10 protein-coding genes and 2 pseudogenes are annotated in these 22,755 nt (G+C 68.7%); 9 read left to right on the top strand and 3 right to left on the bottom strand.

The window, feature by feature from the left end:
* The gene (locus A5636_RS13135; protein ID WP_065159079.1) at positions 1-390 is read left to right on the top strand and encodes a PPOX class F420-dependent oxidoreductase; all 390 of its coding nucleotides are present in this window, start codon (positions 1-3) and stop codon (positions 388-390) included.
* Between the two features lie 4 nt (positions 391-394).
* Here the strand turns inward: A5636_RS13135 and A5636_RS13140 are convergent, their stop codons facing one another.
* A complete protein-coding gene (locus A5636_RS13140; RefSeq protein WP_065159080.1) occupies positions 395-1,087 on the bottom strand; it encodes a dienelactone hydrolase family protein in 693 nt (230 codons plus the stop codon).
* A 72-nt stretch (positions 1,088-1,159) separates the two neighbouring features.
* On the opposite strand from A5636_RS13140, the gene A5636_RS13145 reads away from it, so the two are divergent.
* Positions 1,160-1,645, top strand: a complete 486-nt coding sequence (locus A5636_RS13145; RefSeq protein ID WP_065159081.1) for an FxsA family protein — start codon at positions 1,160-1,162, stop codon at positions 1,643-1,645.
* Here A5636_RS13145 and A5636_RS27615 read toward each other — a convergent pair.
* Positions 1,642-1,776: a hypothetical protein gene (locus A5636_RS27615; RefSeq protein ID WP_301336720.1), complete on the bottom strand. Its 135-nt coding sequence runs from the start codon at positions 1,774-1,776 to the stop codon at positions 1,642-1,644. The genes A5636_RS13145 and A5636_RS27615 overlap by 4 nt on opposite strands.
* A gap of 77 nt (positions 1,777-1,853) precedes the next feature.
* Between A5636_RS27615 and A5636_RS13150 the strand changes: the two genes are divergently transcribed.
* From A5636_RS13150 to A5636_RS27870, 3 genes and pseudogenes are all read left to right on the top strand, one after another.
* Positions 1,854-3,458, top strand: coding sequence for an amidohydrolase (locus tag A5636_RS13150; protein ID WP_065159082.1), 1,605 nt, complete (start codon positions 1,854-1,856; stop codon positions 3,456-3,458).
* A gap of 160 nt (positions 3,459-3,618) precedes the next feature.
* Positions 3,619-5,299, top strand: a pseudogene (lnt, locus tag A5636_RS13155) (apolipoprotein N-acyltransferase); the annotation flags it as partial.
* A 63-nt stretch (positions 5,300-5,362) separates the two neighbouring features.
* Positions 5,363-6,193 (top strand): annotated as a pseudogene (locus A5636_RS27870) (polyprenol monophosphomannose synthase); the annotation flags it as partial.
* Here the strand turns inward: A5636_RS27870 and rbpA are convergent.
* A complete protein-coding gene (gene rbpA, locus A5636_RS13165; RefSeq protein ID WP_065159084.1) occupies positions 6,190-6,525 on the bottom strand; it encodes an RNA polymerase-binding protein RbpA in 336 nt (111 codons plus the stop codon). The pseudogene A5636_RS27870 and the gene rbpA sit on opposite strands and share 4 nt — an antisense overlap.
* Before the next feature lie 186 nt (positions 6,526-6,711).
* Here rbpA and A5636_RS26835 point away from each other — a divergent pair, with 186 nt between their 5' ends.
* The 4 genes from A5636_RS26835 to A5636_RS13185 all read left to right on the top strand — a co-directional run.
* Entirely contained in the window at positions 6,712-7,062 is a 351-nt protein-coding gene (locus tag A5636_RS26835) for a hypothetical protein (RefSeq protein WP_081287770.1), read from the top strand.
* A gap of 383 nt (positions 7,063-7,445) precedes the next feature.
* Positions 7,446-19,955, top strand: coding sequence for a type I polyketide synthase (locus A5636_RS13175; RefSeq protein WP_065159086.1), 12,510 nt, complete (start codon positions 7,446-7,448; stop codon positions 19,953-19,955).
* Positions 19,956-19,976: 21 nt separating this feature from the next.
* Positions 19,977-22,547 (top strand): sugar epimerase family protein, encoded by a 2,571-nt coding sequence (locus A5636_RS13180; protein ID WP_065159087.1) that lies wholly within the window; start codon positions 19,977-19,979, stop codon positions 22,545-22,547.
* A 53-nt stretch (positions 22,548-22,600) separates the two neighbouring features.
* On the top strand, positions 22,601-22,755 hold a 155-nt coding region (locus A5636_RS13185), incomplete at its 3' end, for a PE domain-containing protein (protein ID WP_155763798.1).

Genomic DNA, 22,755 nt, shown 5'->3' on the forward strand with positions numbered 1-22,755 from the left:
GTGACACCGACCTTCGCCGACCTGGCCAAAGCGCAATACATCCTGCTCACCACCTTCACCAAAGACGGCCGGCCAAAGCCCGTCCCCGTGTGGGCGGCCCTGGACAAGAAAGCCGGCGACCGGTTGCTCGTCATCACTCAGGAAAAGTCGTGGAAGGTCAAGCGCATCCGCAATACGCCCCGAGTGACCCTGGCGATTTGCGACATGCGCGGTAAGCCAAAGAGCGAGGCCGTCGACGGCACCGCCGCCGTTTTGGACAAGTCGCAGACCGCTGCCGTCTACGACGCGATCGGCAAGCGCTATGGCATCGTCGGCAAGGTCTTCAACCTGGTCAGCAAGCTGCGCGGCGGCATGGCGAACAACGTCGGACTCGAACTGCGGGTGGTCTGACAACTCACCGCAAGTGCTCGCCGAAGAAGGCGAACACCCGGCGCCAGGCGTCCTCGGTGGCGGCCTCGTCGTAACCGAAACCGGTGATGCGCAGTATGGGTTGGCCGGGCAGCTTGTTGGCGAAGCTGTGTCCCGCCTTCGGATAGGACTTGATGTCGGCGGTGATGTTCTTGGCAGAGGTCACCCGGCGCAGCTTGTCCGGGGCGCCCATGCCCAACGGGTCACGCTTGCCGAAGCTGGCCACGATCGGGCACGCGCCGTCCAGAGTCTCACTGAGATTGCGCGGCAGCGGAGTGCCGTAGAACGGTGCGGACGCGCCGAAACCCTTGGGCGACAACACGAGTGCGAATTGCCCGCCCATGCAGAAGCCGGCGATGCCGACCTGCCCGTTGCAGTCGGGCAGTCCGAGTAGGTGATCGCGGGCCGCGAGGACGTCATCGATGGAGCGGCCGCGGCCGGCCAATACCTCGCGGATCACCCTGGTGATGCACCGGGCCCGCCCGCCTCGCGCGTACATGTTCGGGGTAAGCGCCACGTAGCCCGCCGCCGCGATTCGCTGGGAGACCGCTTCGTTGTCGGGGCCGTACCCGATGGCATCGTGCACCACCACCACGCCCGGCCAGGGCCCTTCGCCCTGTGGGACGCTCAGCAGCGCATCGATCGGGCCGGCCGGGGTGTCGATGTCAATCGTCGTCATACCGTCATCTAACTGCAGCCGACGTGCGACCGCCCAAGGAACTCTGGCCTGCCCGATAGACGTTGGCCTGACATGTTGGGACGGCTGCTTCTCATTTACGCCGTCGTCGAGCTCATGGTCACGGTTGGGCTGGCGGCGGCGATCGGTGTCGGCTGGACCGTGCTGGTGCTGCTGGGCACGTTTGTCCTGGGTCTGATGGTGGGCGCGCCGATGGGTGGGCTACAGCTCAGTCGTCAGCTGATGGCGCTGCGGTCGGGGGCCGAGGAGCCGCGGAGCGCACTAGGTGATGGTGCATTGACCGCCTTGGCCACCGGACTCGTCGTGGTTCCCGGCCTGGCCTCTACTGTGCTGGGCCTGTTGCTGCTGATGCCGCCCGTCCGGTCGGTCGCCCGTCCGGCGTTGACCACGTTGGCGCTGCGTGGATTCCTGCGGCGCATCCCGCTGCCGCCCGACACCCCGATGGGCCGCCAACGCCCCGCAGGCGATTACATCGACGGCGAGGTCATCGACGTGATCGACGTCGACTCACCCGGCCTGCCGTCCGGGCGGGCAAACTAGTCGTCGTCCTCGGGTTCGGTGAGTTCCGGCGCGTTCTCCCGGGTCGCCATGCCACCCTCGCGGCCCTGGTCCACAGGTCCGGGACGACCCCCTTTCGGCTCGTCGTCAGCCGGGTCCGTTTTCTTGGTCATCGCATCCTCCTGGCGATGAATTACCCCGCCAGGCGTCGTTCGAAGACTGGCCGACAAATCCGCGTAGTTTTGCCCGTGTGACGGTGATACCGACCAGGCTGCTGGTCAACGGGCGGGTGCACAGCCCCAGCCACCCGGATGCCACCGCCATGGCGGTGCGCGGTGACGTCATCGCATGGCTGGGCAGTGACGAGGTGGGCCACCGGCAGTTCCCGGATGCCGAGGTGCAGGATCTGAACGGCGGGTTCGTGGCTCCGGGTTTCGTCGACAGCCACATCCACCTCAGCGCAACCGGCCTGGCGATCAGCGGCCTGGATCTGCGCACCGCCGGCTCGCGGGCGCAGTTCCTCCGCATGCTCACCGACCACGTGTCCGCTCACCCCGGCCGGCCGGTGTGGGGACACGGCTGGGACGAATCGAGGTGGCCCGAGAACCAGCCGCCCAGCGCCGACGATCTGGATGCGGTGCTGGGTGATCGGCCCGCCTACCTGGCCCGAGTGGATGTGCATTCGGCGTTGGCGTCCTCCGCCCTGCGGCGTCTGGTCCCCGGCCTTCCCAATGCCAGCGGATTCCACCCGCAGCGCCCGCTGACCGGCGCCGCGCATCACCTGGCCCGCGCGGTCGCCCGCGACCTACTGACCGCAGAACAACTCTCCGAGGCCCGCGCGGCCGCTCTGCAGGCACTCGCGGCGGCCGGCGTCGTAGCGGTGCACGAATGCGCCGGTCCCCAGATCGGTGGCCTCGACGACTGGCTGCACCTGAGCGCTCTCGACCACGGCGTCGAAGTCATCGGGTACTGGGGCGAAGCGGTCACCACCGCGGCACAGGCGCGCGAGTTGATCGCGGAGACCGGGGCCCGCGGCCTGGCAGGTGATCTGTTCGTCGACGGGGCACTGGGATCGCGTACCGCCTGGCTGCGCGAACCGTACGCCGACGCGCCGGGCTGCACCGGCACCTGCCACCTCGAGCCCGACGCCATCGAAGCCCACGTTCGGGCGTGCAGCGAAGCCGACGTCACCGCCGGCTTCCACGTGATCGGGGACGCCGCGGTGTCGGCAGTCGTCGACGCCTTCGAACGGGTGGTCGGCGACCTCGGCGTGGCCGCGGTCGCTCGTTGCGGGCACCGCCTGGAACATGTGGAGATGATCAACGCGGAGCAGGCCGCAAAGCTGGGATCGTGGGGCGTCATTGCGAGCGTGCAGCCCAATTTCGACGCCTCCTGGGGCGGCGACGACGGCATGTACGCGCAGCGCCTCGGTCCGGATCGAGGTTGCCGGCTAAACCCGCTGGCGCTGTTAGCATCCCAAGGCGTGCCCCTCGCCTTCGGTTCCGACGCGCCTGTCACCGGCTTCGAGCCGTGGGGGAGCGTTCGCGCGGCGGTGCGACACCGCACGCCGGGCAGCGGGATCTCGGCGCGCGCGGCATTCGCTGCGGCCACCCGTGGCGGCTGGCGCGCCAGCGGCGTCCGGGACGGCCTGGCCGGCACTCTGGTGCCCGGGGCGCCCGCGTCGTATGCGGTGTGGGACGCCGGCGCGCTGGACGTGGCCGCGCCGCTCGACGGCGTGCAGCGCTGGTCTACCGATCCCCGCTCCGGGGTGCCTGCATTGCCACGGCTGGATGGGGACGGCCCCCTGCCGCGATGCCTCCAGACCGTGCACCGGGGTGCGGTCATCTATGGCTAGTGGACGGCACAGTCGGGACCCGAGAGGGGACGCACCGGACGAGAGCAAGCAGGCGCACGCCGTCGAGACCACTCCCGAGCAACCTTCCGAGGATTTGCCGGCGGAAACTGCGGAGGATTTGCCGGCGGAAACTGCGGAGGATTTGCCGGGACGGCCCCGGGTGCGGCGCGCATTGGAGCGGATCCCCGGCCTGCTCGGTGCTTTGCGGCCCCGACTGACGCGCTTGACGGCGGCCGTGGTCGCCGGTTGGCTGATGTACGCCAGTTTCCCAACCCTGAACTGGTGGTGGGCCGCCGTGCTGGCGATCGCGCTGCTGAGTTGGGTGCTGGTTCATCCCGACACCACGCCAGTCGGTGGCCTGGGCTATGGCTTTCTGTTCGGGGTCGCGTTCTACGTGCCGTTGTTGCCATGGATCAGCACGCTGGTGGGCACCACACCGTGGCTGGTTTTGGCGATGGTGTGCGCGTGCTATCCGGGTCTGTTCGGCCTGGTTGCGGTCGTGGCACGCGGGCTACCTGGTTGGCCGGTCTGGTTCGCGGTGCTTTGGGCAGCCCAGGAATGGCTGAAATCGTCATTCCCGTTCGGTGGGTTCCCGTGGGGATTGATCGCGTTCGGCCAGGCCGACGGTCCACTGCTGCCGCTCGTGCAGCTCGGCGGTGTGGCGCTGCTTTCCACGGCGGTGGTGCTGGTGGGCGCCAGCATGACGGCGATCGTGCTGGAAATCGGGAAATGGCTGCGAGCCGGGGGTGCCAACCGCGCCGAGAAACCGGCCGAGCCGCCCGCGGTCACCCTGCCGGGAGTGAGCATCTGTGTGGTGTTGCTCGCCGCCATCCTGATCTGGCCGCAGGTGCGCCATGCCGGCGTGGGGGCCGGCGGCGAACCCACCGTCACCGTCGCCGTCGTGCAGGGCAATGTGCCTCGCCTCGGTCTCGACTTCAACGCACAGCGCCGCGCGGTCCTGGACAACCACGTCAGCCAGACACTGCGGCTGGCCGAGGATGTGCAGGCCGGGGCGGCGCCGCAACCGCGCTTCGTGATCTGGCCGGAGGACTCCTCGGACATCGACCCGTTCACCAACATCGACGCTGCCCAGGAGATCTCCAAAGCGGCGGGCGCGATCGGGGTGCCGATCCTGATCGGCACGGTCCTCGATGTGCCGGGCCGCATGCGCGAGACCCCGGAATACACCAACACGATGATCGTCTGGAATCCGGGCAAGGGGCCGGAAGGACGCCACGACAAGGCGATCGTGCAACCGTTCGGCGAGTATCTGCCGATGCCCTGGCTGTTCCGGCATCTGTCCGGGTACGCCGACCGCGCCGGGCACTTTGTGCCGGTCCCGGGTGACGGGGTGGTACCCATCGCCGGGGTGCCGCTGGGCGTGGCCACCTGCTGGGAGGTCGTCTTCGACCGCGCCCCGCGCGAGTCCGTCCGCAACGGCGCGCAGTTGTTGGCCGTGCCCAGCAACAACGCCACCTTCACCAGGACGATGAGTGAGCAACAGCTGGCCTTCGCCAAGGTGCGGGCCGTCGAGCACGACCGTTACGTCCTGGTGGCCGGCACCACCGGAATCAGCGCCGTCATCGCTCCGGACGGCGGCGAGTTGAAGCGCACGGAGTTCTTCGTCCCGGACTATCTGGACGTTCAGGTGCGCCTCAAGACCACGCTGACACCAGCCACCCGTTGGGCTCCGATCCTGCAATGGGTGCTGCTCGGGGCGGCTGGCGCAGTCATTGTGGCCGCAATACGGCACAATGGTTGGTTCCCGGCGAGATTCCCGCGTCCGACGCGCCGGCGGTCCCGGCCCACCGATGGTGACTCCGAACCGCCGTCAGCGAGCCAGGTGACCACCGCGAACGACGCCCCGTCCGACTGACAAGGCCGCAAGGCGACGGAACCCGAATCGGGCGAGATGAAGGAGCTACATGACCACCGGCCACCCTGCGCCTGACGTTCCGGGCGCCGGTCCCAGGCAGCGCGTCCTGGTGATCATCCCCACCTATAACGAGCTGGAGAACCTGCCGCTGATCCATCAGCGCGTCAAGCAGGCGTGTCCCGACGTGCACGTTCTGATCGTCGACGACAACAGCCCCGACGGCACCGGCCGGCTCGCCGACGAGTTGGCCGCCGCCGACACCGGGTGCACGCACGTGCTGCACCGGACCGTCAAGAACGGCCTGGGCGCGGCCTACCTGGAAGGTTTCGCCTGGGGCTTGGGGCGGGGCTACGCGGTCCTGGTCGAGATGGACGCCGACGGCAGTCACGCTCCCGAACAGCTGCACCGCCTACTGGAAGCCGTCGACGCCGGGGCCGACCTCGCGATCGGTTCGCGCTATGTGCACGGCGGGACAGTGCGCAACTGGCCGTGGCGGCGCTGGGCGCTGTCGTGGACGGCGAACACGTATTCGCGCCTGGCACTCGGCGTCGGCGTCCATGACATCACCGCCGGATACCGCGCCTACCGGCGCGAAGTCCTTGAGGCGATCGACCTGGACACCGTCGACTCCAAGGGCTACTGCTTCCAGATCGAGATGACCTGGCGCACCGTCAATGCTGCTTTCTCCGTTGTCGAAGTCCCGATCACCTTCACCGAGCGCGAGATCGGTGTGTCGAAGATGAGCGGCTCAAATATCCGCGAAGCGCTGGTCAAGGTCGCTCAGTGGGGTTGGCAGGGCCGCGTCGAGGCCAGGCGCAACCGGCGCAGCGGCAAGCCGCGCTCGCCGTTGAACGGCTAGCCGCGGCGACGCGACCGGATCAGGTCGAGGCGCTCTTTGAGCAACTCCTCGAGTTCCTCGACCGAACGGCGCTCCAGCAGCATGTCCCAGTGGGTACGAGGCGGCTTGACCTTCTTCGGCTCGGGCAGGTCGCCCTCGATCAGGGTGCCTTCCATGCCGTTGCGGCACAGCCAGGTGCCGGGGAGCTCGGCGTCGTCGGCGAACGGAACCTCGAACTCCTCGCCGTTCTCGGTGCGATAGCGGGCAATCTGCCGCGGAGCGAGGTCGTGGTTACGGTCGGTCTCATAGCTCACGGCTCCGAGGCGACTGCCTCGTAGGACACGATCAGCCATTGGTGCTGCTCCTTTGGGTGCGGTGAGCGATTATTGCTCCCGTAGTGTGATTCTCCCTAAGCAAACGATAAGACCGCTTACCCGAGTTCCCGTTCTCCATGATCGCTACGCAACTTCTGCGACGCGGTTGTCGCAGTTGTCCATGATACCGGGATCGCGGGCGGCATCAGACTAAAGTCAGCGGCTGTGAGTCGTCGCGTTCGGCCCCAGCCGTGCCGTTGGTGCGGCCGCGATGTCGCCGATGTGGGTATGGGCCGTCGTCGCCAGTACTGCCGGCAGTCGTGCCGACAGCGGGCGTATGAGCAGCGAGCCCTGATCACCCGGGGAGAGGCCGCGGCCCTCCCCGCCGACGCCGTGGTGTTGTCCGCGGACGATGCCGCCGACCTGTCGGACCGCGTCTACCAGGTTCGATGTGCCGCCGAGGATGTCGCCACCGCGCTCGAGGAGGGTGCCGGCGCCGCCGAATTACGGGAACTGTGCGACGAACTGCTGCGCGCGGCCAGAGCCGCGGACGGTTGGCGGCGCGTCGGCGTCTGACCTCGGAGGCGAGCATCTGGAACGCTCAGGGGGCGCTCCCGAGACGCTCCCAAGACGTTGAGGGGACAAGGAAAGGTACAGTCGCGCCATGGACGGCGGCCCGGGTGTACAAGGGAGTACAGAGGGAACGCAATGCGTCGCGCATCCATCGGGTGGATCGTTGCGACGGACGGGTGCCCAGCCGTTCCGTGGGTAGCCGGGAGTATCGAACGTTTTGAAATCCAGCCAGAGTTGGCGATACTCACCAGCGAGATTCTTGGGTCGGAACGCCGCACGAAACCGGTCGAAGAAGCAGCGACACTGCTTCGTGCAGCAACTTTCATGACTCGGCGAGAGCCGCATCTGACGGGTCAGAGACGACCAAAAAAGGCGAGGGGTTAGTAATGGCTGATCAACTCCAGCATGCAACCGAAGCGTTGCGTAAAGCGCTGGTCCAGGTCGAACGCCTCAAGCGCACCAACCGCGCGCTGCTGGAACGGTCGAGCGAGCCGATCGCGATCGTCGGAATGTCCTGCCGCTTCCCGGGTGGTGTCGACTCCCCGGACAGCCTCTGGCAAATGGTGGCCGACGGCCGCGACGTGATCGCCGAGTTTCCCACCGACCGCGGATGGGATGTCGGCAGCCTCTTCGACCCCGACCCGGACGCCCCGCACAAGACCTACGCCAACACCGGCGGGTTCGTGGACGGGGTCGCCGATTTCGATCCCGCGTTCTTCGGGATCGCGCCCAGTGAGGCGCTGGCGATGGATCCCCAGCACCGGATGTTGCTGGAGCTCTCGTGGGAGGCGCTGGAGCGGGCCGGGATCGATCCCGGCGGGCTCCGTGGCAGTGCCACGGGTGTGTTTGCCGGAATCATCGCCCAGGGTTACGGCATGTTTGCCGAGGAGATCGAGGGCTACCGACTGACCGGCATGACCTCCAGCGTCGCGTCCGGCCGGGTGTCCTACGTCCTGGGGCTGGAAGGCCCGGCGGTATCGGTGGACACGGCGTGTTCGTCGTCGCTGGTGGCGCTGCATATGGCGGTCCAGTCGCTGCGGACCGGTGAGTGCGACCTGGCTCTGGCCGGTGGCGCGACCGTCAACGCCACCCCCACCGTCTTCGTCGAGTTCAGTCGGCACCGCGGCCTTGCCCCGGACGGCCGCTGCAAGGCCTACGCGGGGGCGGCCGACGGCGTCGGCTGGTCCGAGGGCGGGGCGATGCTGGTGGTGGAACGCCTCTCGGACGCGCAGCGGCTCGGACATCCCGTGTTGGCGGTGGTGCGCGGATCGGCGGTGAACCAGGACGGCGCTTCCAACGGGTTGACCGCACCGAACGGTCCTTCCCAACAGCGGGTGGTGCGGGCGGCATTGGCCAACGCCGGGTTGTCGACGGCCGACGTGGACGTGGTCGAAGGCCACGGCACCGGAACCACTTTGGGCGACCCGATCGAGGCGCAGGCGCTCCTGGCCACCTACGGCCAGGACCGCAGCCAACCGCTGTGGTTGGGGTCGATCAAGTCGAACATGGGACACACCCAGGCCGCCGCCGGCATCGCCGGCGTGATCAAGATGGTGCAGGCGATGCGGCACGAGGTGCTGCCGGCCACGTTGCACGTGGATGTGCCGTCGCCGCACGTGGATTGGTCGGCGGGGTCGGTCGAGCTGTTGGCGCAGGCGCGACCCTGGACAACGGAGTCGGCGCGCAATCGCCGCGCTGCGGTGTCGTCGTTCGGGATCAGCGGCACCAACGCGCACGTGATCATCGAGTCGGTGCCTGCCGAGGAGCCGAGACAGTCCCGGCCGGCGCCGTCCGCGCTGCCGTGGGTGCTCTCGGCGAAGTCGGCTTCGGCCGTGACGGCACAGGCGGCGCGGTTGGCCGAGCACTTGCGCGCCCGGCCCGAACTGGATCTTGCCGACGTCGCCTGGTCTCTGGCCGGCCGCAGCACGTTCGAGCACCGGGCCGTAGTGGTCGGCGGGGACCGCGAGCAGTTGCTGGCCGGTTTGGGCGAGCTGGCCTCCGATGAGTTCGGTGAGGTGATCCGCGGCGCGGCCCGTCCCGCCGGCAAGACGGTCTTCGTCTTCCCCGGCCAGGGCTCCCAATGGGTCGGCATGGGTATCGAATTACTGGACACCGCACCGGTTTTCGCGCGACAGATCGAGGCATGCGCCGAGGCGTTCGCGGAGTTCGTCGACTGGTCGCTGACCGATGTACTTCGCGCCGCGCCGGGGGCGCCGGCCTTGGACCGCGTCGATGTCGTGCAGCCGGTGCTGTTCGCGGTGATGGTGTCGCTGGCTGAACTGTGGAAGTCGGTTGGTGTGCGCCCGGACGCGGTGATCGGCCATTCGCAGGGCGAGATCGCCGCCGCCTACGTCGCCGGAGCGCTGTCCCTGCGCGATGCCGCCAAGGTGGTCACGCTGCGCAGCAAGTTGCTGACCGGGTTGGCCGGACCGGGCGGAATGGTCTCCATCGCATGCGGTATCGAGCGGGCGCGGGAGTTGCTGGCGCCATTCGGTGACCGTATCGACATCGCCGCGGTGAACGGGCGGTCGGCCGTCGTGGTATCCGGCGAAGTGGCCGCGCTGGACGAGTTGATCCGGCTCTGCACCGAACACGAACTGCGCGTTCGCCGGATCGACGTTGACTACGCGTCGCACTCGGCCGCGGTCGAGGCGATTCGCACCGAACTCGGTGAGGTGTTGGCCGGCATCGAGCCGGTCTCGACGCGTACCGCCTTCTATTCCACCGTTACCGGAAGCCGTTTGGACACAGCGGCTTTGGACGCCGACTACTGGTACCGCAACATTCGTCAGACCGTGCAGCTCGACCAGGCGGTACGCAGTGCCTGCGAGCACGGCTACCGCGTGTTCATCGAATCCAGTCCACACCCCGCGCTGATCGCCGGCATCGAGGACACGGTCACTGATTGTCTCGCCGGCGACGCCGAACCTGTCGTGGTTCCCACCCTGGGTCGCGAAGACGGTGGGCTGCACCGGTTCCTGTCCTCGGCGGCCTTGGCCTTCGTCGGTGGTGTGGCGGTGGATTGGCGCGGCATGCTCGACGCGCTCAGCGGTGGCCGCCTGGTCGAATTGCCGACGTATGCGTTCGACAAGCGCCGGTTCTGGCTCTCGGGCGAGGGCGCCGGCGCCGACGCTTCCGGACTGGGACTGACCGCCAGCGAGCACGCCCTGCTGCGCGCGGTGGTGGAATTGCCGGCCTCGGGCGGCGTCGTACTGACCGGTCGGTTGTCGGCCGGCGCCCAGAGCTGGCTGGCCGATCACGCCGTCTCGGGGATGGCGGTGTTCCCCGGGACCGGCTTCGTTGAGTTGGCGATCCGCGCCGGTGACGAGGTCGGCTGCTCGGTGGTCGACGAACTGACCCTGCGTTCGCCGTTGATGATTCCCGCTTCGGGATCCGTTGCGGTGCAAGTGGTCGTGGGCCCCGCCGCCTCGGAAAGCGGGCAGGAAACCGAGCACGAGGGCGGACACCGCAGCGTGTCGATCTACTCCCACGCCGACGTCGACGGCGCTTCGGCGTGGGTATGCCACGCCGAAGGAACGTTGAGCTCCGGCACTGTCGAGCCCGGTTGCGATCTGGCGGTCTGGCCGCCGGCGGGCGCGGTGGCCGTCGACCTGACCGGTGGCTATGAGCGGCTGGCCGAGCACGGCTATGGATACGGCCCCGCGTTTCGCGGCCTGACCGCCTTATGGTCGCGCGGCGAGGAACTGTTCGCGGAGGTCCGACTGCCCGAAGCCGCCGGTGGTAGCGCCGGATTCGGCGTGCACCCAGCGCTGTTGGATGCCGCGCTGCATGCCGCGGTGCTGGCCAACCCGGAAGCGGAGCTGGCGCTGCCGTTCTCGTGGCAGGGCGTGTCGTTGCATGCCGCGGGCGCATCGACGGTGCGGGCCCGGATCGCGCCCGCGGGAAATGCGGCGCTGTCCATCGAGCTGGCCGACGGGCTGGGTCTTCCCGTGCTCACGGTCGCCGCCATGGTGGCCCGGCCGGTGACCGAGCAGCGACTGCGTGCCGCGCTTTCCGGCGTCGGCCCCGACCGGCTGTTCGAATTGGCGTGGTCTCAGGCAACTTTCAACACGGCCTCCGGGGCCGAAGCCACCCCCGTCCACGATATCTTCAATTCCGTTGCCACCGAAGACGATCCGGTGACAGCGACCTACGACCGCGCCCACCGGGCGCTGGCCGCCGTGCAATCCTGGCTTGCCGAGCACGACTCGGGGGTGTTGGTGGTCGCGACCCGCGGTGCCATGGCGTTGCCCGGCGAAGACATCCAGGATCTGGCGGGTGCGGCGGTCTGGGGTCTGCTGCGCTCGGCGCAGACCGAGAACCCCGGCCGGCTGGTGCTGGTCGATTCCGATGCAGCCGTTGACGATGCAGCGGCGGCGACGGCTCTGGCGGTCGGCGAGCCGCAAATCCTGATGCGCAACGGCGACGTTTACACCGCTCGGGTGCGCGCCAGCCGTGCGGTCGACGGCATCCTGGAGCCGCCCGGCGACGGGCCGTGGCGACTGGGTCTGAGCAGCGCCGGCACTTTCGAGAACCTACGCCTGGAGCCGGTACCCAACGGCGACGCACCGCTGCAGCCCGGCCACGTCCGGGTGGCCATGCGCGCCATCGCGGCCAACTTCCGCGACATCATGATCACGCTGGGCATGTTCACCCACGAAGCGCTGCTCGGTGGCGAGGGCGCCGGCGTGGTGGTCGAAGTAGGGCCGGGTGTCACCGAATTCGCCGTCGGTGACTCGGTGTACGGCTTCTTCCCCGACACCAGTGGCACCCTGGTCCCCGGCGACATCCGGTTGCTGCTGCCGATGCCGTCGGACTGGACCTACGCCGAGGCCGCCGCCATCTCCGCGGTGTTCACCACCGCGTGGTTCGCGTTCATCGACCTCGCGGCCGTCAAACCGGGCCAGCGGGTGCTGATCCATGCCGCCGCCGGCGGTGTGGGCATGGCGGCCACCCAACTGGCAAGGCACCTCGGTCTGGAGGTGTTCGGAACCGCCAGCAAGGGTAAGTGGGACACCCTGCGGGCCATGGGATTTGACGACGATCACATTTCCGACTCGCGTAGCCTGGACTTCGAGGACAAGTTTCGCGTCGTCACCGGCGGCGCGGGTATGGACGTGGTGCTCGACTCGCTGGCCGGTGAATTCGTCGATGCCTCACTGCGGTTGGTAGCCCCCGGCGGCGTTTTCCTCGAGATGGGCAAGACCGACATCCGCGATCCTGGCGTCATCGCCCAGGAATATCCGGGTGTGCGCTACCGCGCCTTCGACCTCTTCGAGCCCGGCCGACCACGCATGCACCAGTACATGCTCGAACTCGCCGAGCTCTTCGACGCCGGTGTGCTGCGGCCGTTGCCTGTCACCACCTTCGACATCCGGCGGGCGCCGGCCGCGCTGCGCTATCTCAGCCAGGCCCGCCACATCGGCAAGGTCGTCATGACCATTCCTGCTGGGGCCGGCAACGGGTTGGGGCACGGCACCGTCCTGATCACCGGCGGCACCGGCATGGCGGGTTCGCTGTTGGCGCGACACGTGGTGGCCCAGCACGGGGTTCGCCACCTGGTGTTGATCAGCCGGCGTGGCCCGGAAGCGCCGGGCGCCGCGGAATTGACCGCCGAGTTGGAAGCCGCGGGTACCCAGGTGCAGGTTGTCGCGTGCGACGCGGCCGACCGGCCGGCGCTGGCCAAGGTGATCGCCGACATTCCGGTGCAGCGGCCGCTCTCGGCGGTGATCCACGCGGCCGGTGTGCTCGACGACGCGACCGTCACGTCGTTGACACCGGACCGGGTGGACGCGGTGCTGCGGGCCAAGGTGGACGCGGCGTGGAACCTGCACGAGTTGACGCGCGACCTGAATGTTTCTGCCTTCGTGATGTTTTCGTCGATGGCGGGGTTGGTCGGTTCGTCGGGCCAGGCCAACTATTCGGCGGCGAACTGTTTCCTCGACGCGCTGGCCGCGCATCGGCGCGCCCACCACCTGCCGGCGATGTCGCTGGGTTGGGGCCTGTGGGAGCAGGCCAGCGCCATGACCGGTGGTCTGGACGCCGCCGGCCGGGCGCGGCTGGGCCGCGAGGGTGTATTGGCGTTGTCGTCGCAGGAAGCGCTGGAACTCTTCGACACCGCGCTGATCGTCGACGAGCCTTTCCTCGCCCCGGCCCGAATCGACCTGGCGGCCTTGCGGGCGCATGCGGCGGTGCCGCCGATGTTTCGTGATCTGGTCACCGGCCCGGGCCGGCGGCAGGTCGACGAATCGCTGGCGGCGGCGAAGTCGAAGTCGGCGCTGGCGCATCGGCTGCACGGGTTGTCCGAAGCCGAACAGCATGCCGTCCTGCTGGATCTGGTGCGTTCCCACATCGCCACGGTGCTGGGCAATGTCGCGCCGGAGGCCATCGATCCCGACAAGGCGTTCCAGGAGTTGGGCTTTGACTCGCTGACCGCCGTGGAGATGCGCAACCGGCTGAAATCGGCTACCGGCCTTTCGCTTTCGCCCACCCTCATCTTCGACTACCCGACTCCCAGCGGCCTGGCGTCCTACATGCGTACCGAGCTGGCCGGGATGCCGCAGGAGATCAAGCAGGTACCGGCGGTGCGCGCCACCGGTGACGACGCGATCGCGATCGTGGGCATGTCGTGCCGGTACCCCGGTGGAGTGGGTTCACCCGAAGATCTGTGGGACATGGTGTTGCAGGGCCGGGACGTGTTGTCGGACTTCCCGACCGACCGCGGGTGGGACCTGGCCGGGTTGTACAACCGCGACCCCGACGTGCCGGGCACCTGCTACACCCGCACCGGTGGTTTCGTCGACGGTGTCGCGGACTTCGACCCGGCGTTCTTCGGGATTGCTCCGAGCGAGGCGCTGGCGATGGACCCCCAGCAGCGGTTGTATCTGGAGCTGTCCTGGGAGGCGCTGGAACGAGCGGGGATCGAGCCCGGCGCGCTGCGCGGCAGTGCCACCGGTGTGTTCGCCGGGGTCTACACCCAGGGCTACGGCATCGGTGCCGCCCAGACGGCCGAGGGTTTCCGGTTGACCGGGCAGTCCTCGAGTATCGCCTCCGGTCGGGTGGCATACGTGCTGGGCCTGGAAGGGCCGGCCGTGTCGGTGGATACCGCGTGTTCGTCGTCGCTGGTGGCGTTGCACATGGCGGTCCAGTCGCTGCGGTCGGGGGAGTGCGACCTGGCACTGGCCGGCGGCGTCACCGTCAATGCCACACCGGACATCTTCGTGGAGTTCAGCCGCATGCGCGGCCTGTCGGCCGACGGGCGGTGCAAGGCGTTCGCCGGCGCGGCCGACGGCACCGGGTTCGCCGAGGGTGGCGGAATGCTTGTGGTGGAACGCCTTTCGGACGCGCAGCGGTTGGGCCACCCGGTGCTGGCGCTGGTGCGGGGTTCGGCGATCAACCAGGACGGCGCCTCCAACGGATTGACCGCGCCGAACGGTCCCTCCCAGCAACGGGTGGTGCGGGCGGCGCTGGCCAGCGCGGGCCTGTCCGCGGTCGACGTGGACGCGGTCGAGGGGCACGGCACCGGAACCACTTTGGGCGACCCGATCGAGGCTCAGGCACTGTTGGCCACCTATGGCCAGGGCCGTAGCGAACCGCTGTGGCTGGGGTCGATCAAGTCGAACATGGGTCACACGCAGGCCGCCGCCGGGGTGGCCGGGGTGATCAAAATGGTCCAGGCGATGCGGCACGAGGTGCTGCCGGCCACCCTGCACGTCGATGCGCCGAGCCCGCACGTGGACTGGTCCACCGGGTCGGTGTCGTTGTTGACCGAGTCGCGGCCGTGGCTGGCGCAGAGCGGCATCCGCCGGGCCGGGGTGTCCTCGTTCGGGATCAGCGGCACCAATGCCCACGTCATCATCGAGTCGGTTCCCGCCCCCGCTTCGGCCGAGGCGACGGGACCCAGGCCTGCGGTGTTGCCGTGGGTTATTTCGGCCAAGACGCCCTCGGCGTTGCAGTCCCAGGCGGCACGGTTGGCCGAATATGTCGGCGCCCATGGCGAATCGGACGTGACCGACGTCGGCTGGACGCTGGCCGCGCGGTCGTCCTTCGAGCATCGGGCCGTCGTGGTCGGGGCGGATCGGGACCAGTTGCTGGCCGGATTGGCCGAAGTGGCCGGCGACGAAGTGGGTGAGGTCATCCGTGGTGTCGCCCAGCCCGCAGCCAAGACGGTCTTCGTCTTCCCCGGGCAAGGCTCGCAATTGCTGGGCATGGGCATGGGCTTGCACGCCGTCTACCCCGTGTTTGCCGAGGCATTCAACACCGTCGTCGCGGAATTGGACCGGCACCTGCTGCGTCCCCTGCGCGAAGTGATGTGGGGCCACGACGAAAATCTTTTGAACACAACGGAATTCGCCCAGCCCGCGTTGTTCGCCGTGGAAGTCGCCCTGTTCCGGTTGCTGGAGTCCTGGGATGTCCGACCCGACTTCGTGATGGGTCACTCAGTGGGCGAGCTGTCCGCGGCGCACGTCGCCGGGGTGCTGTCGCTGGAAAACGCCGCGGTCCTGGTCGCCGCGCGCGGCCGGTTCATGCAACGACTCGACCCGGGCGGCGCGATGATCGCGCTGCAGGCCACCGAGGCCGAAGTTCGCCCGCTGCTGAGTAACCAGGTCAGCATCGCCGCTGTGAACGGCCCAGCGTCGGTGGTGATCTCGGGCGACGCAGAAGAGGTCGTTTCGGTGGCTGAGAGCCTGCGTGCGGACGGACGCCGGGTCCACCAATTGGCCGTGTCGCATGCCTTCCACTCGCCGCTGATGGACCCGATGATCGACGAGTTCGGTGCGGTCGCGGCCGGGCTGCCGATCGGCGAGCCCACCATCCCGATCATCTCGAACCTGACCGGGCAATTGGCCGGTGACGACTACGGTTCGGCGGACTACTGGAAACGTCATGTCCGCGAAGCCGTCCGGTTCTCCGACAGCATCCGTTTCGCCCAGGCGGCCGGTGCCACCCGCTTCCTCGAGCTCGGTCCCAGCGGCGGCCTGACCACCTCCATCGAGGAGTCACTGCCCGACGTCGCGGTCACCACGGTCTACGCCCTGCGCAAAGACCGTCCCGAGCCCACCACTCTGATCACCGCATTGGCCCAGGCCTTCGTCACCGGTGCGCAGGTGAACTGGCGGGCAGTGCTGGGGCACGCGAATCTGATCGAACTGCCCACGTATGCCTTTGAGCGGCGCAGGTTTTGGCTGTCCAACGACGGCGGCACCGTCGATGCCGCCGGGCTGGGTCTGGCCGCGGGCGAGCACCCGTTGCTCGGCGCGGTGGTCGACCTGCCGTCGTCCGGCGGGGTGGTGCTGACCGGCCGGTTGTCCGCGGCGCGGCACGCCTGGTTGCGTGACCACGCCGTGGGTGGCGTGGTGATCTTGCCGGGGGCAGGTTTCGTAGAGTTGGCCATTCGCGCCGGCGACGAAGTCGGCTGCTCGACGGTCGAGGAACTCACCCTGGCGGCACCGCTTGTCCTGCCGGAATCGGGTTCGGTTGCCGTGCAGGTGGTGGTGGATGCCGCCGACGAGTCCGGTACCCGGGCGTTGTCGGTGTATTCGCGTGCTGAGGCCGGCTCAGGCTGGGTGCTGCACGCCGAGGGTGCGGTGAGTCCGGCCGCCGTGCAGGCCGGTGCGGACTTGTCGGCGTGGCCGCCGCAAGGTGCAGCGCCGGTGGACGTGTCGGGACTCTACGACCGGTTGGCCGACGACGGGTACGGGTACGGCCCCGCGTTCCAGGGGTTGACCGCGATGTGGCGCCGCGGCGAAGACCTGTTTGCCGAAGTCACGCTGCCCGCCATGGCGGGCTTGTCACCGGCTGGCTTCGGTGTGCACCCTGTGGTGCTCGATGCCGCGCTGCACGCGATCATCGCGGGCGCGGATGCCGAGCCGGACCGCCCCGAAGGTGTGCTGGTCCCCTTTGCCTGGCAAGGTGTTTCGTTGCATGCGGCGGGGGCTTCGGCGGTGCGGGCCCGCATTGCGCGCACGGGGCCGTCGGCGGTGTCGGTGGAGTTGGCCGACGCACTCGGGCTTCCGGTGCTGTCGGTGGCCTCGATGGTGGCGCGGCCGGTGACCGAGCAGCAACTCAAGGCGGCGCTGGCAGGTTCGGGCGGCGATCGGTTGTTCGACGTGATCTGGTCGCCGGCGCCGGCGGTGTTGACCGGCGGCACTCCGCCGTATCAGGTTTACGAGTCGCAGCCGGTTGCCGGCGACACCGTGGCGGCTGTGTACGCGATGACGCATCAGGTGTTGGAGGTTGTCCAATCCTGGTTGCGCGAACACGATTCCGGAGTGCTGGTGGTCGCGACGCGCGGCGCGGTAGCAGGTCCGGGTGAAGCGATCACCGACCTGGCCGGCGCCGCGGTGTGGGGTTTGGTGCGCTCGGCGCAGACCGAGCATCCCGGCCGGATCGTGTTGGTGGACACCGACGTGCCCATCGACGAAGAAGCGGCCGCCGCGGTGCTCGCCGTCGGCGAGCCGCAGGTGTTGTTGCGCAACGGCACAACCCACATCGCGCGGGTGCGCGGCAGCCGCGCGGTGCGCGACCTGCTGGTGCCCCCCGGTGACGTGCCTTGGCGACTGGGCATGAGCACTGCAGGCACGTTCGAGAACCTGCGCATGGAACCGATTCCGGATACCGACACGGCGTTGGCGCCCCGCCACGTGCGCGTCGCGGCCAGCGCCATGGCCGCCAACTTCCGCGACGTCATGATCGCCCTCGGCCTCTACCCCGACGAAGACGCGGCCATGGGTGTCGAGGCATCCGGAGCTGTGATCGAAACCGGCGCCGCCGCAAGCTGTTTCGCGATCGGCGACCGCGTAACCGGCCTGTTCCCGGAAGGCACCGGGGCCGCCGCCACCACCGATGAGCGATTGTTGATCAAGATCCCGGCCGGCTGGACTGACACCGAGGCCGCCACCGCGCCGGTTGTTTTCGCAACGGCGTACTACGCGTTGACAGCGCTGGCTGATATTCAGCCCGGCCAGCGTCTCCTGGTGCACGCGGCCACCGGCGGTGTGGGCATGGCGGCGGTACAGCTGGCCCGGCACCTGGGTGCGGAGGTCTTCGCCACCGCCTCTAAGGGCAAGTGGGATACCCTGCGCCGCCTCGGTTTCGACGACGATCACATCGCCGACTCGCGCAGCGTGGAGTTCGAGGACAAGTTCCGGGCCGTCGCGGGCGACCGGGGGATCGACGTGGTGCTGGACTCGTTGGCCGGTGAATTCGTCGACGCATCACTGCGTTTGGTCGCCCCCGGCGGTGTGTTCCTGGAGATGGGCAAGACTGATATCCGCGACCAGGAAACGGTGGCGCAGCAGCACACCGGGGTGCGTTACCGTGCCTTCGACCTGTTCGAAGCCGGACCCGACCACATCCAGCGGATGCTGACGGAATTGACCGGACTGTTCGAGGCCGGGGTGCTGCGGCCGTTGCCGGTTACGGCGTTCGATGTGCGTCGGGCCCCCGCCGCGTTGCGATACCTCAGCCAGGCCCGCCATATCGGCAAGGTCGTCATGACGGTGCCGCCCGCGCTGGCTGCCGGAACCGTCGCAGAGGTACCCAGCGGGTTGGGTGGCGGCACCGTTCTGATCACCGGCGGCACCGGCATGGCCGGTGCGGCCCTGGCCCGGCACGTGGTGCACCGCCACCGGGTGGCGCGCTTGATTCTGGTGAGTCGTCGCGGGCCGGATGCGCCCGGCGCGGGCGAGTTGACCGCGGAGTTGACCGCATCGGGGGCCGAGGTCCACGTGGTGGCGTGTGACGCCGCGGACCGTGAAGCGTTGGCCAAGGTGCTCGCCGGTATCCCCGAGCAGCAGCCGCTGACGGCCGTCATCCACGCGGCCGGAACCTTGGATGATGCGGTGGTGACATCGTTGACCCCGGACCGGGTCGACGCCGCGCTGCGGAGCAAGGTGGACGCCGCCTGGAACCTGCACGAGCTCACCAGCGGGCTGAATCTGTCTGCTTTCGTGCTGTTTTCGTCGATCGCCGGGCTGGCGGGCGCTTCGGGTCAGGCCAACTATGCGGCCGGTAACTCGTTCCTGGACGCGCTGGCGGTGTACCGGCACGCGCAGGGCCTGCCGGCCATCTCCCTGGGCTGGGGACTGTGGGATCAGGCCAGCAACATGACCGAGGGGCTGGCGGCCGCCGACCTGGCGCGGTTCGCCCGTGACGGGATCGTGGCGATGTCCTCGGACGAGGCCCTGGAACTCCTCGATACCGCACTGATCGTCGACGAGCCGTTCCTGTTGCCCGCCCACATCGATCTGGTCGCGTTGCGGGCCAAATTCGATGCCGGCACGTTGCCGCCGATGTTCGTCGACCTGATCAATGCGCCGGCGCGCCGCCAGGTGGATGACTCGCTGGCCGCGGCGAAATCGAAGTCGGCACTGCTGCAGCGATTGGAAGGCCTGCCCGAGGACGAACAGCACGCCATCCTGTTGGATCTGGTGCGCTCACACATCGCTACCGTGCTGGGCAACACCTCGCCGGAGGCGATCGATCCGGATCGAGCCTTCCAGGAGTTGGGCTTCGACTCGCTGACCGCCGTCGAGATGCGTAACCGGCTCAAAGCCGCGACCGGATTGCCGTTGTCGCCGACGCTGATCTTCGACTATCCCAATTCGGCGGCGCTGGCCGGCTACTTCCACCAGGAACTCGTCGGCGAAAACACCCCGGCGACGCAACCGGCGGCGCCCGGCGAAGAGGAACTGCGCCGCGTCGTCGCATCCATCCCGGTGAAGCGACTGCGGCAGGCGGGCGTGCTGGACGTGTTGTTGGCGCTGGCCAACGAGAAGGACGGCGGCCTCAACGGGACCAACGGGACACCGCACTCCGGGACCGACGCCAAGGACATCGCCGACATGGACCTCGACGATCTGGTCAATGCGGCGTTCCTGAACGACGATGAGTGAGCGCATGCAGTTGAGTGCTCGATGAGGATCGCGGTCACCGGGGCCAGCGGCGTGCTCGGCCGCGGCCTGGTCTCCCGATTGCTGAGCCAGGGTCACGAAGTCACCGGGCTCGCCCGGCACCGGCCCGAAAGCTGGCCCAGCACAGCCGAGTTCGTCGCCGCCGACATCGGTGATGCGGCCGCGGTCCGCCGTGCGGTCGCCGGTGCCGACGTCGTCGCGCACGGCGGCTGGGCCCGGGACGGCCAGACCAACTTGACCGGAATCGCCAATATCCTTGCCGCGCTGGCCGGTTCCGCCGGCACCCGCGTCGTGTTCGCGTCGTCGGCGCAGGTCTACGGTGTCCCAACGGCACCCGCCAGTGAGCGGGATCCGCTGCATCCGGTGACACCCGAGGGACGCCTGCGGGCGCGCACCGAGGACATGCTGGCAGAGTCCGGCTTGCAGTGGGTGGCGGTCCGGTTTCCGCTGGTGGTGGGACGCGGGGTGGACAACGAGCTGCGCCGGCTGATGGCCGGGCCGGTGCTCCGCGCGGGTTCCCCCGATCGCCGGATCCAGGTCGTGCACACCGACGACGCCCTGCGGTTTCTCACGACGGCTATCGTCAGAGCCGAAATCGGCAGCGGTGCAGTCAATGTTGCCGCCGCGGGGGTAACGACACTGCGGCAGTTGGCGACCACGGTGGGACGGCCCGCGCTGCCCGCCCGGCGGCGCCGGTCGGCGTTACCGGAAGTCGCCCTGATGGACACCACCCGGATGCGCGACGAGTGGGGGTTCACACCGGCGTGGACGGCGCAGGAGTGCCTCGAAGACTTCGCGCTGGCGGTGCGTGGCCGGGTCTCGGTGGGCAACCGGGTCCTGTCGCTGCCGTGGCGGCTGGCATCTATCCAGGATCTTCCGGCGGTGGACACCCCGGCCGACGACGGGGTAGCGCCGAGACTGGCCGGGCCGCCCGGCGTCAACGGAGAATTCGACACACCGATCGACCCCCGCTTTCCCACCTTCTTAGCCACCAACTTGTCAGAGGCGTTGCCCGGCCCGTTCTCGCCGTCGTCGGCATCGGTGACCGTGCGCGGTCTGCGTGCGGGCGGTGTCCGGATCGCCGAACGGTTGCGGCCCGGCGGGATTGTGCAGAAGGAGATCGCGATGCGCACCGTCGCGGTGTTCGCGCACCGCCTCTACGGGGCGATCACGTCGGCGCATTTCATGGCCGAGACGGTGCCGTTCGCCAAGCCCGCGACCATTGTCAGCAACAGCGGATTCTTCGGGCCGAGCATGGCGTCGCTGCCGATTTTCGGCGAGGAACGCCCGCCGTCGGAGACCAATCCGGTCCGCAGGCAGCTGCGCACCGTTCGCAATATCGGTGTGTTCGGTGTCAACCTGGTTGGTTTGAGCGCGGGCTCGCCGCTGGACACCAACGACTATCTGGCCGACGTCGACCGCCTGGAACAACTCGTCGGCCGCGATGTCACGCTGCTGGACGATCGCCGGTTGCTCAGCCTCATTCTGTTGGCGCGTGACCACGTGGTACACGGCTGGTTGCTGGCTTCCGGGTCGTTCATGCTCTGTGCGGCGTTCAACGTCCTGCTGCGCGCGCTGTGCGGGCGAGACACTGCCCCTGCGGCCGGACCGCAACTGGTCAGCGCGCGCTCGGTGGAGGCGGTGCAGCGGTTGGTGGTGGCCGCGCGTCGGGACCCGGCCGTGATTCAGGTGCTGGCCGAACCCGGGGAGCGACTGGACAAGCTGGCGGTGGAAGCCCCGGCGTTTCATGCCGCGGTGCTCGCCGAGCTGGACCTGATGGGACACCGCGGCCCAGCCGAGGTGGAGATGTTGTCGACGAGCTACGCCGACGACCCCGAGCTGCTGGTCCGAATGGTCACCAAAGCTCTGAGTGCGCCGCCGGTGCCGCAGCCCCGGCATCCGCGTATTCCGTTGCGGGCCAAGCCGGTTGCGCTGCTGGCCGCCCGGCAGCTACGTGACCGCGAAGTACGCCGGGACAAAATGGTGCGCGCCATCTGGGTACTGCGCGGACTGCTGCGGGAGTACGGCCGCCGGCTCACCGAGACCGGTGTCTTCCAGTCCGCCGACGATGTCTTCTACCTGCTGGTCGACGAATTGGATGCGTTGCCGCCCAACGTCTCCGAGCTGGTGGCCGAGCGTCGTGCCGAGCAACGCAGGTTGGTGAGCGTGGCGCCGCCCACCGTGTTCAGCGGAACCTGGGAGCCGACCGCAACCACGCCGGCGGTGCTCGGCGGCGGCGACACCTTGCGCGGCGTCGGTGTCTGTGGCGGCAAGGTGCGCGGCCGGGTGCGGATTGTGCGACCTGAGACGATCGACGAGCTGGAACCCGGTGAGATCCTGGTCGCCGAGGTCACCGACGTCGGCTACACCGCCGCGTTCTGCTATGCCGCTGCGGTGGTCACCGAACTGGGCGGTCCCATGTCGCACGCCGCGGTGGTGGCGCGCGAGTTCGGATTCCCCTGTGTGGTCGACGTTCAGGGCGCCACCCGGGCATTGCCACCGGGAGCGCTGATCGAGGTGGACGGCACCACCGGCGAAATTCAGGTGCTGGACCCCGCGAAATCTCCGATGTAGGTCCCGACTACAGCTACTCTGTGCTGCACATCCGGCAGGCCGGGAGGTGCGCGATGTCGTTCATAGCTGCGACGCCCGAGTTGATGGCGGCCGCCACCGCCGAATTGGCGGCCATCGGCTCGGCGGTCAACGCGGCCAACGTAATTGCCGCGCTTCCCACCACCGAACTGGTTGCCGCCGGCGCTGATGAAGTGTCCGCCGCCGTCGC

This window comes from Mycobacterium asiaticum (assembly GCF_001673315.1).
Classification (GTDB): Bacteria; Actinomycetota; Actinomycetes; order Mycobacteriales; family Mycobacteriaceae; genus Mycobacterium; species Mycobacterium asiaticum_B.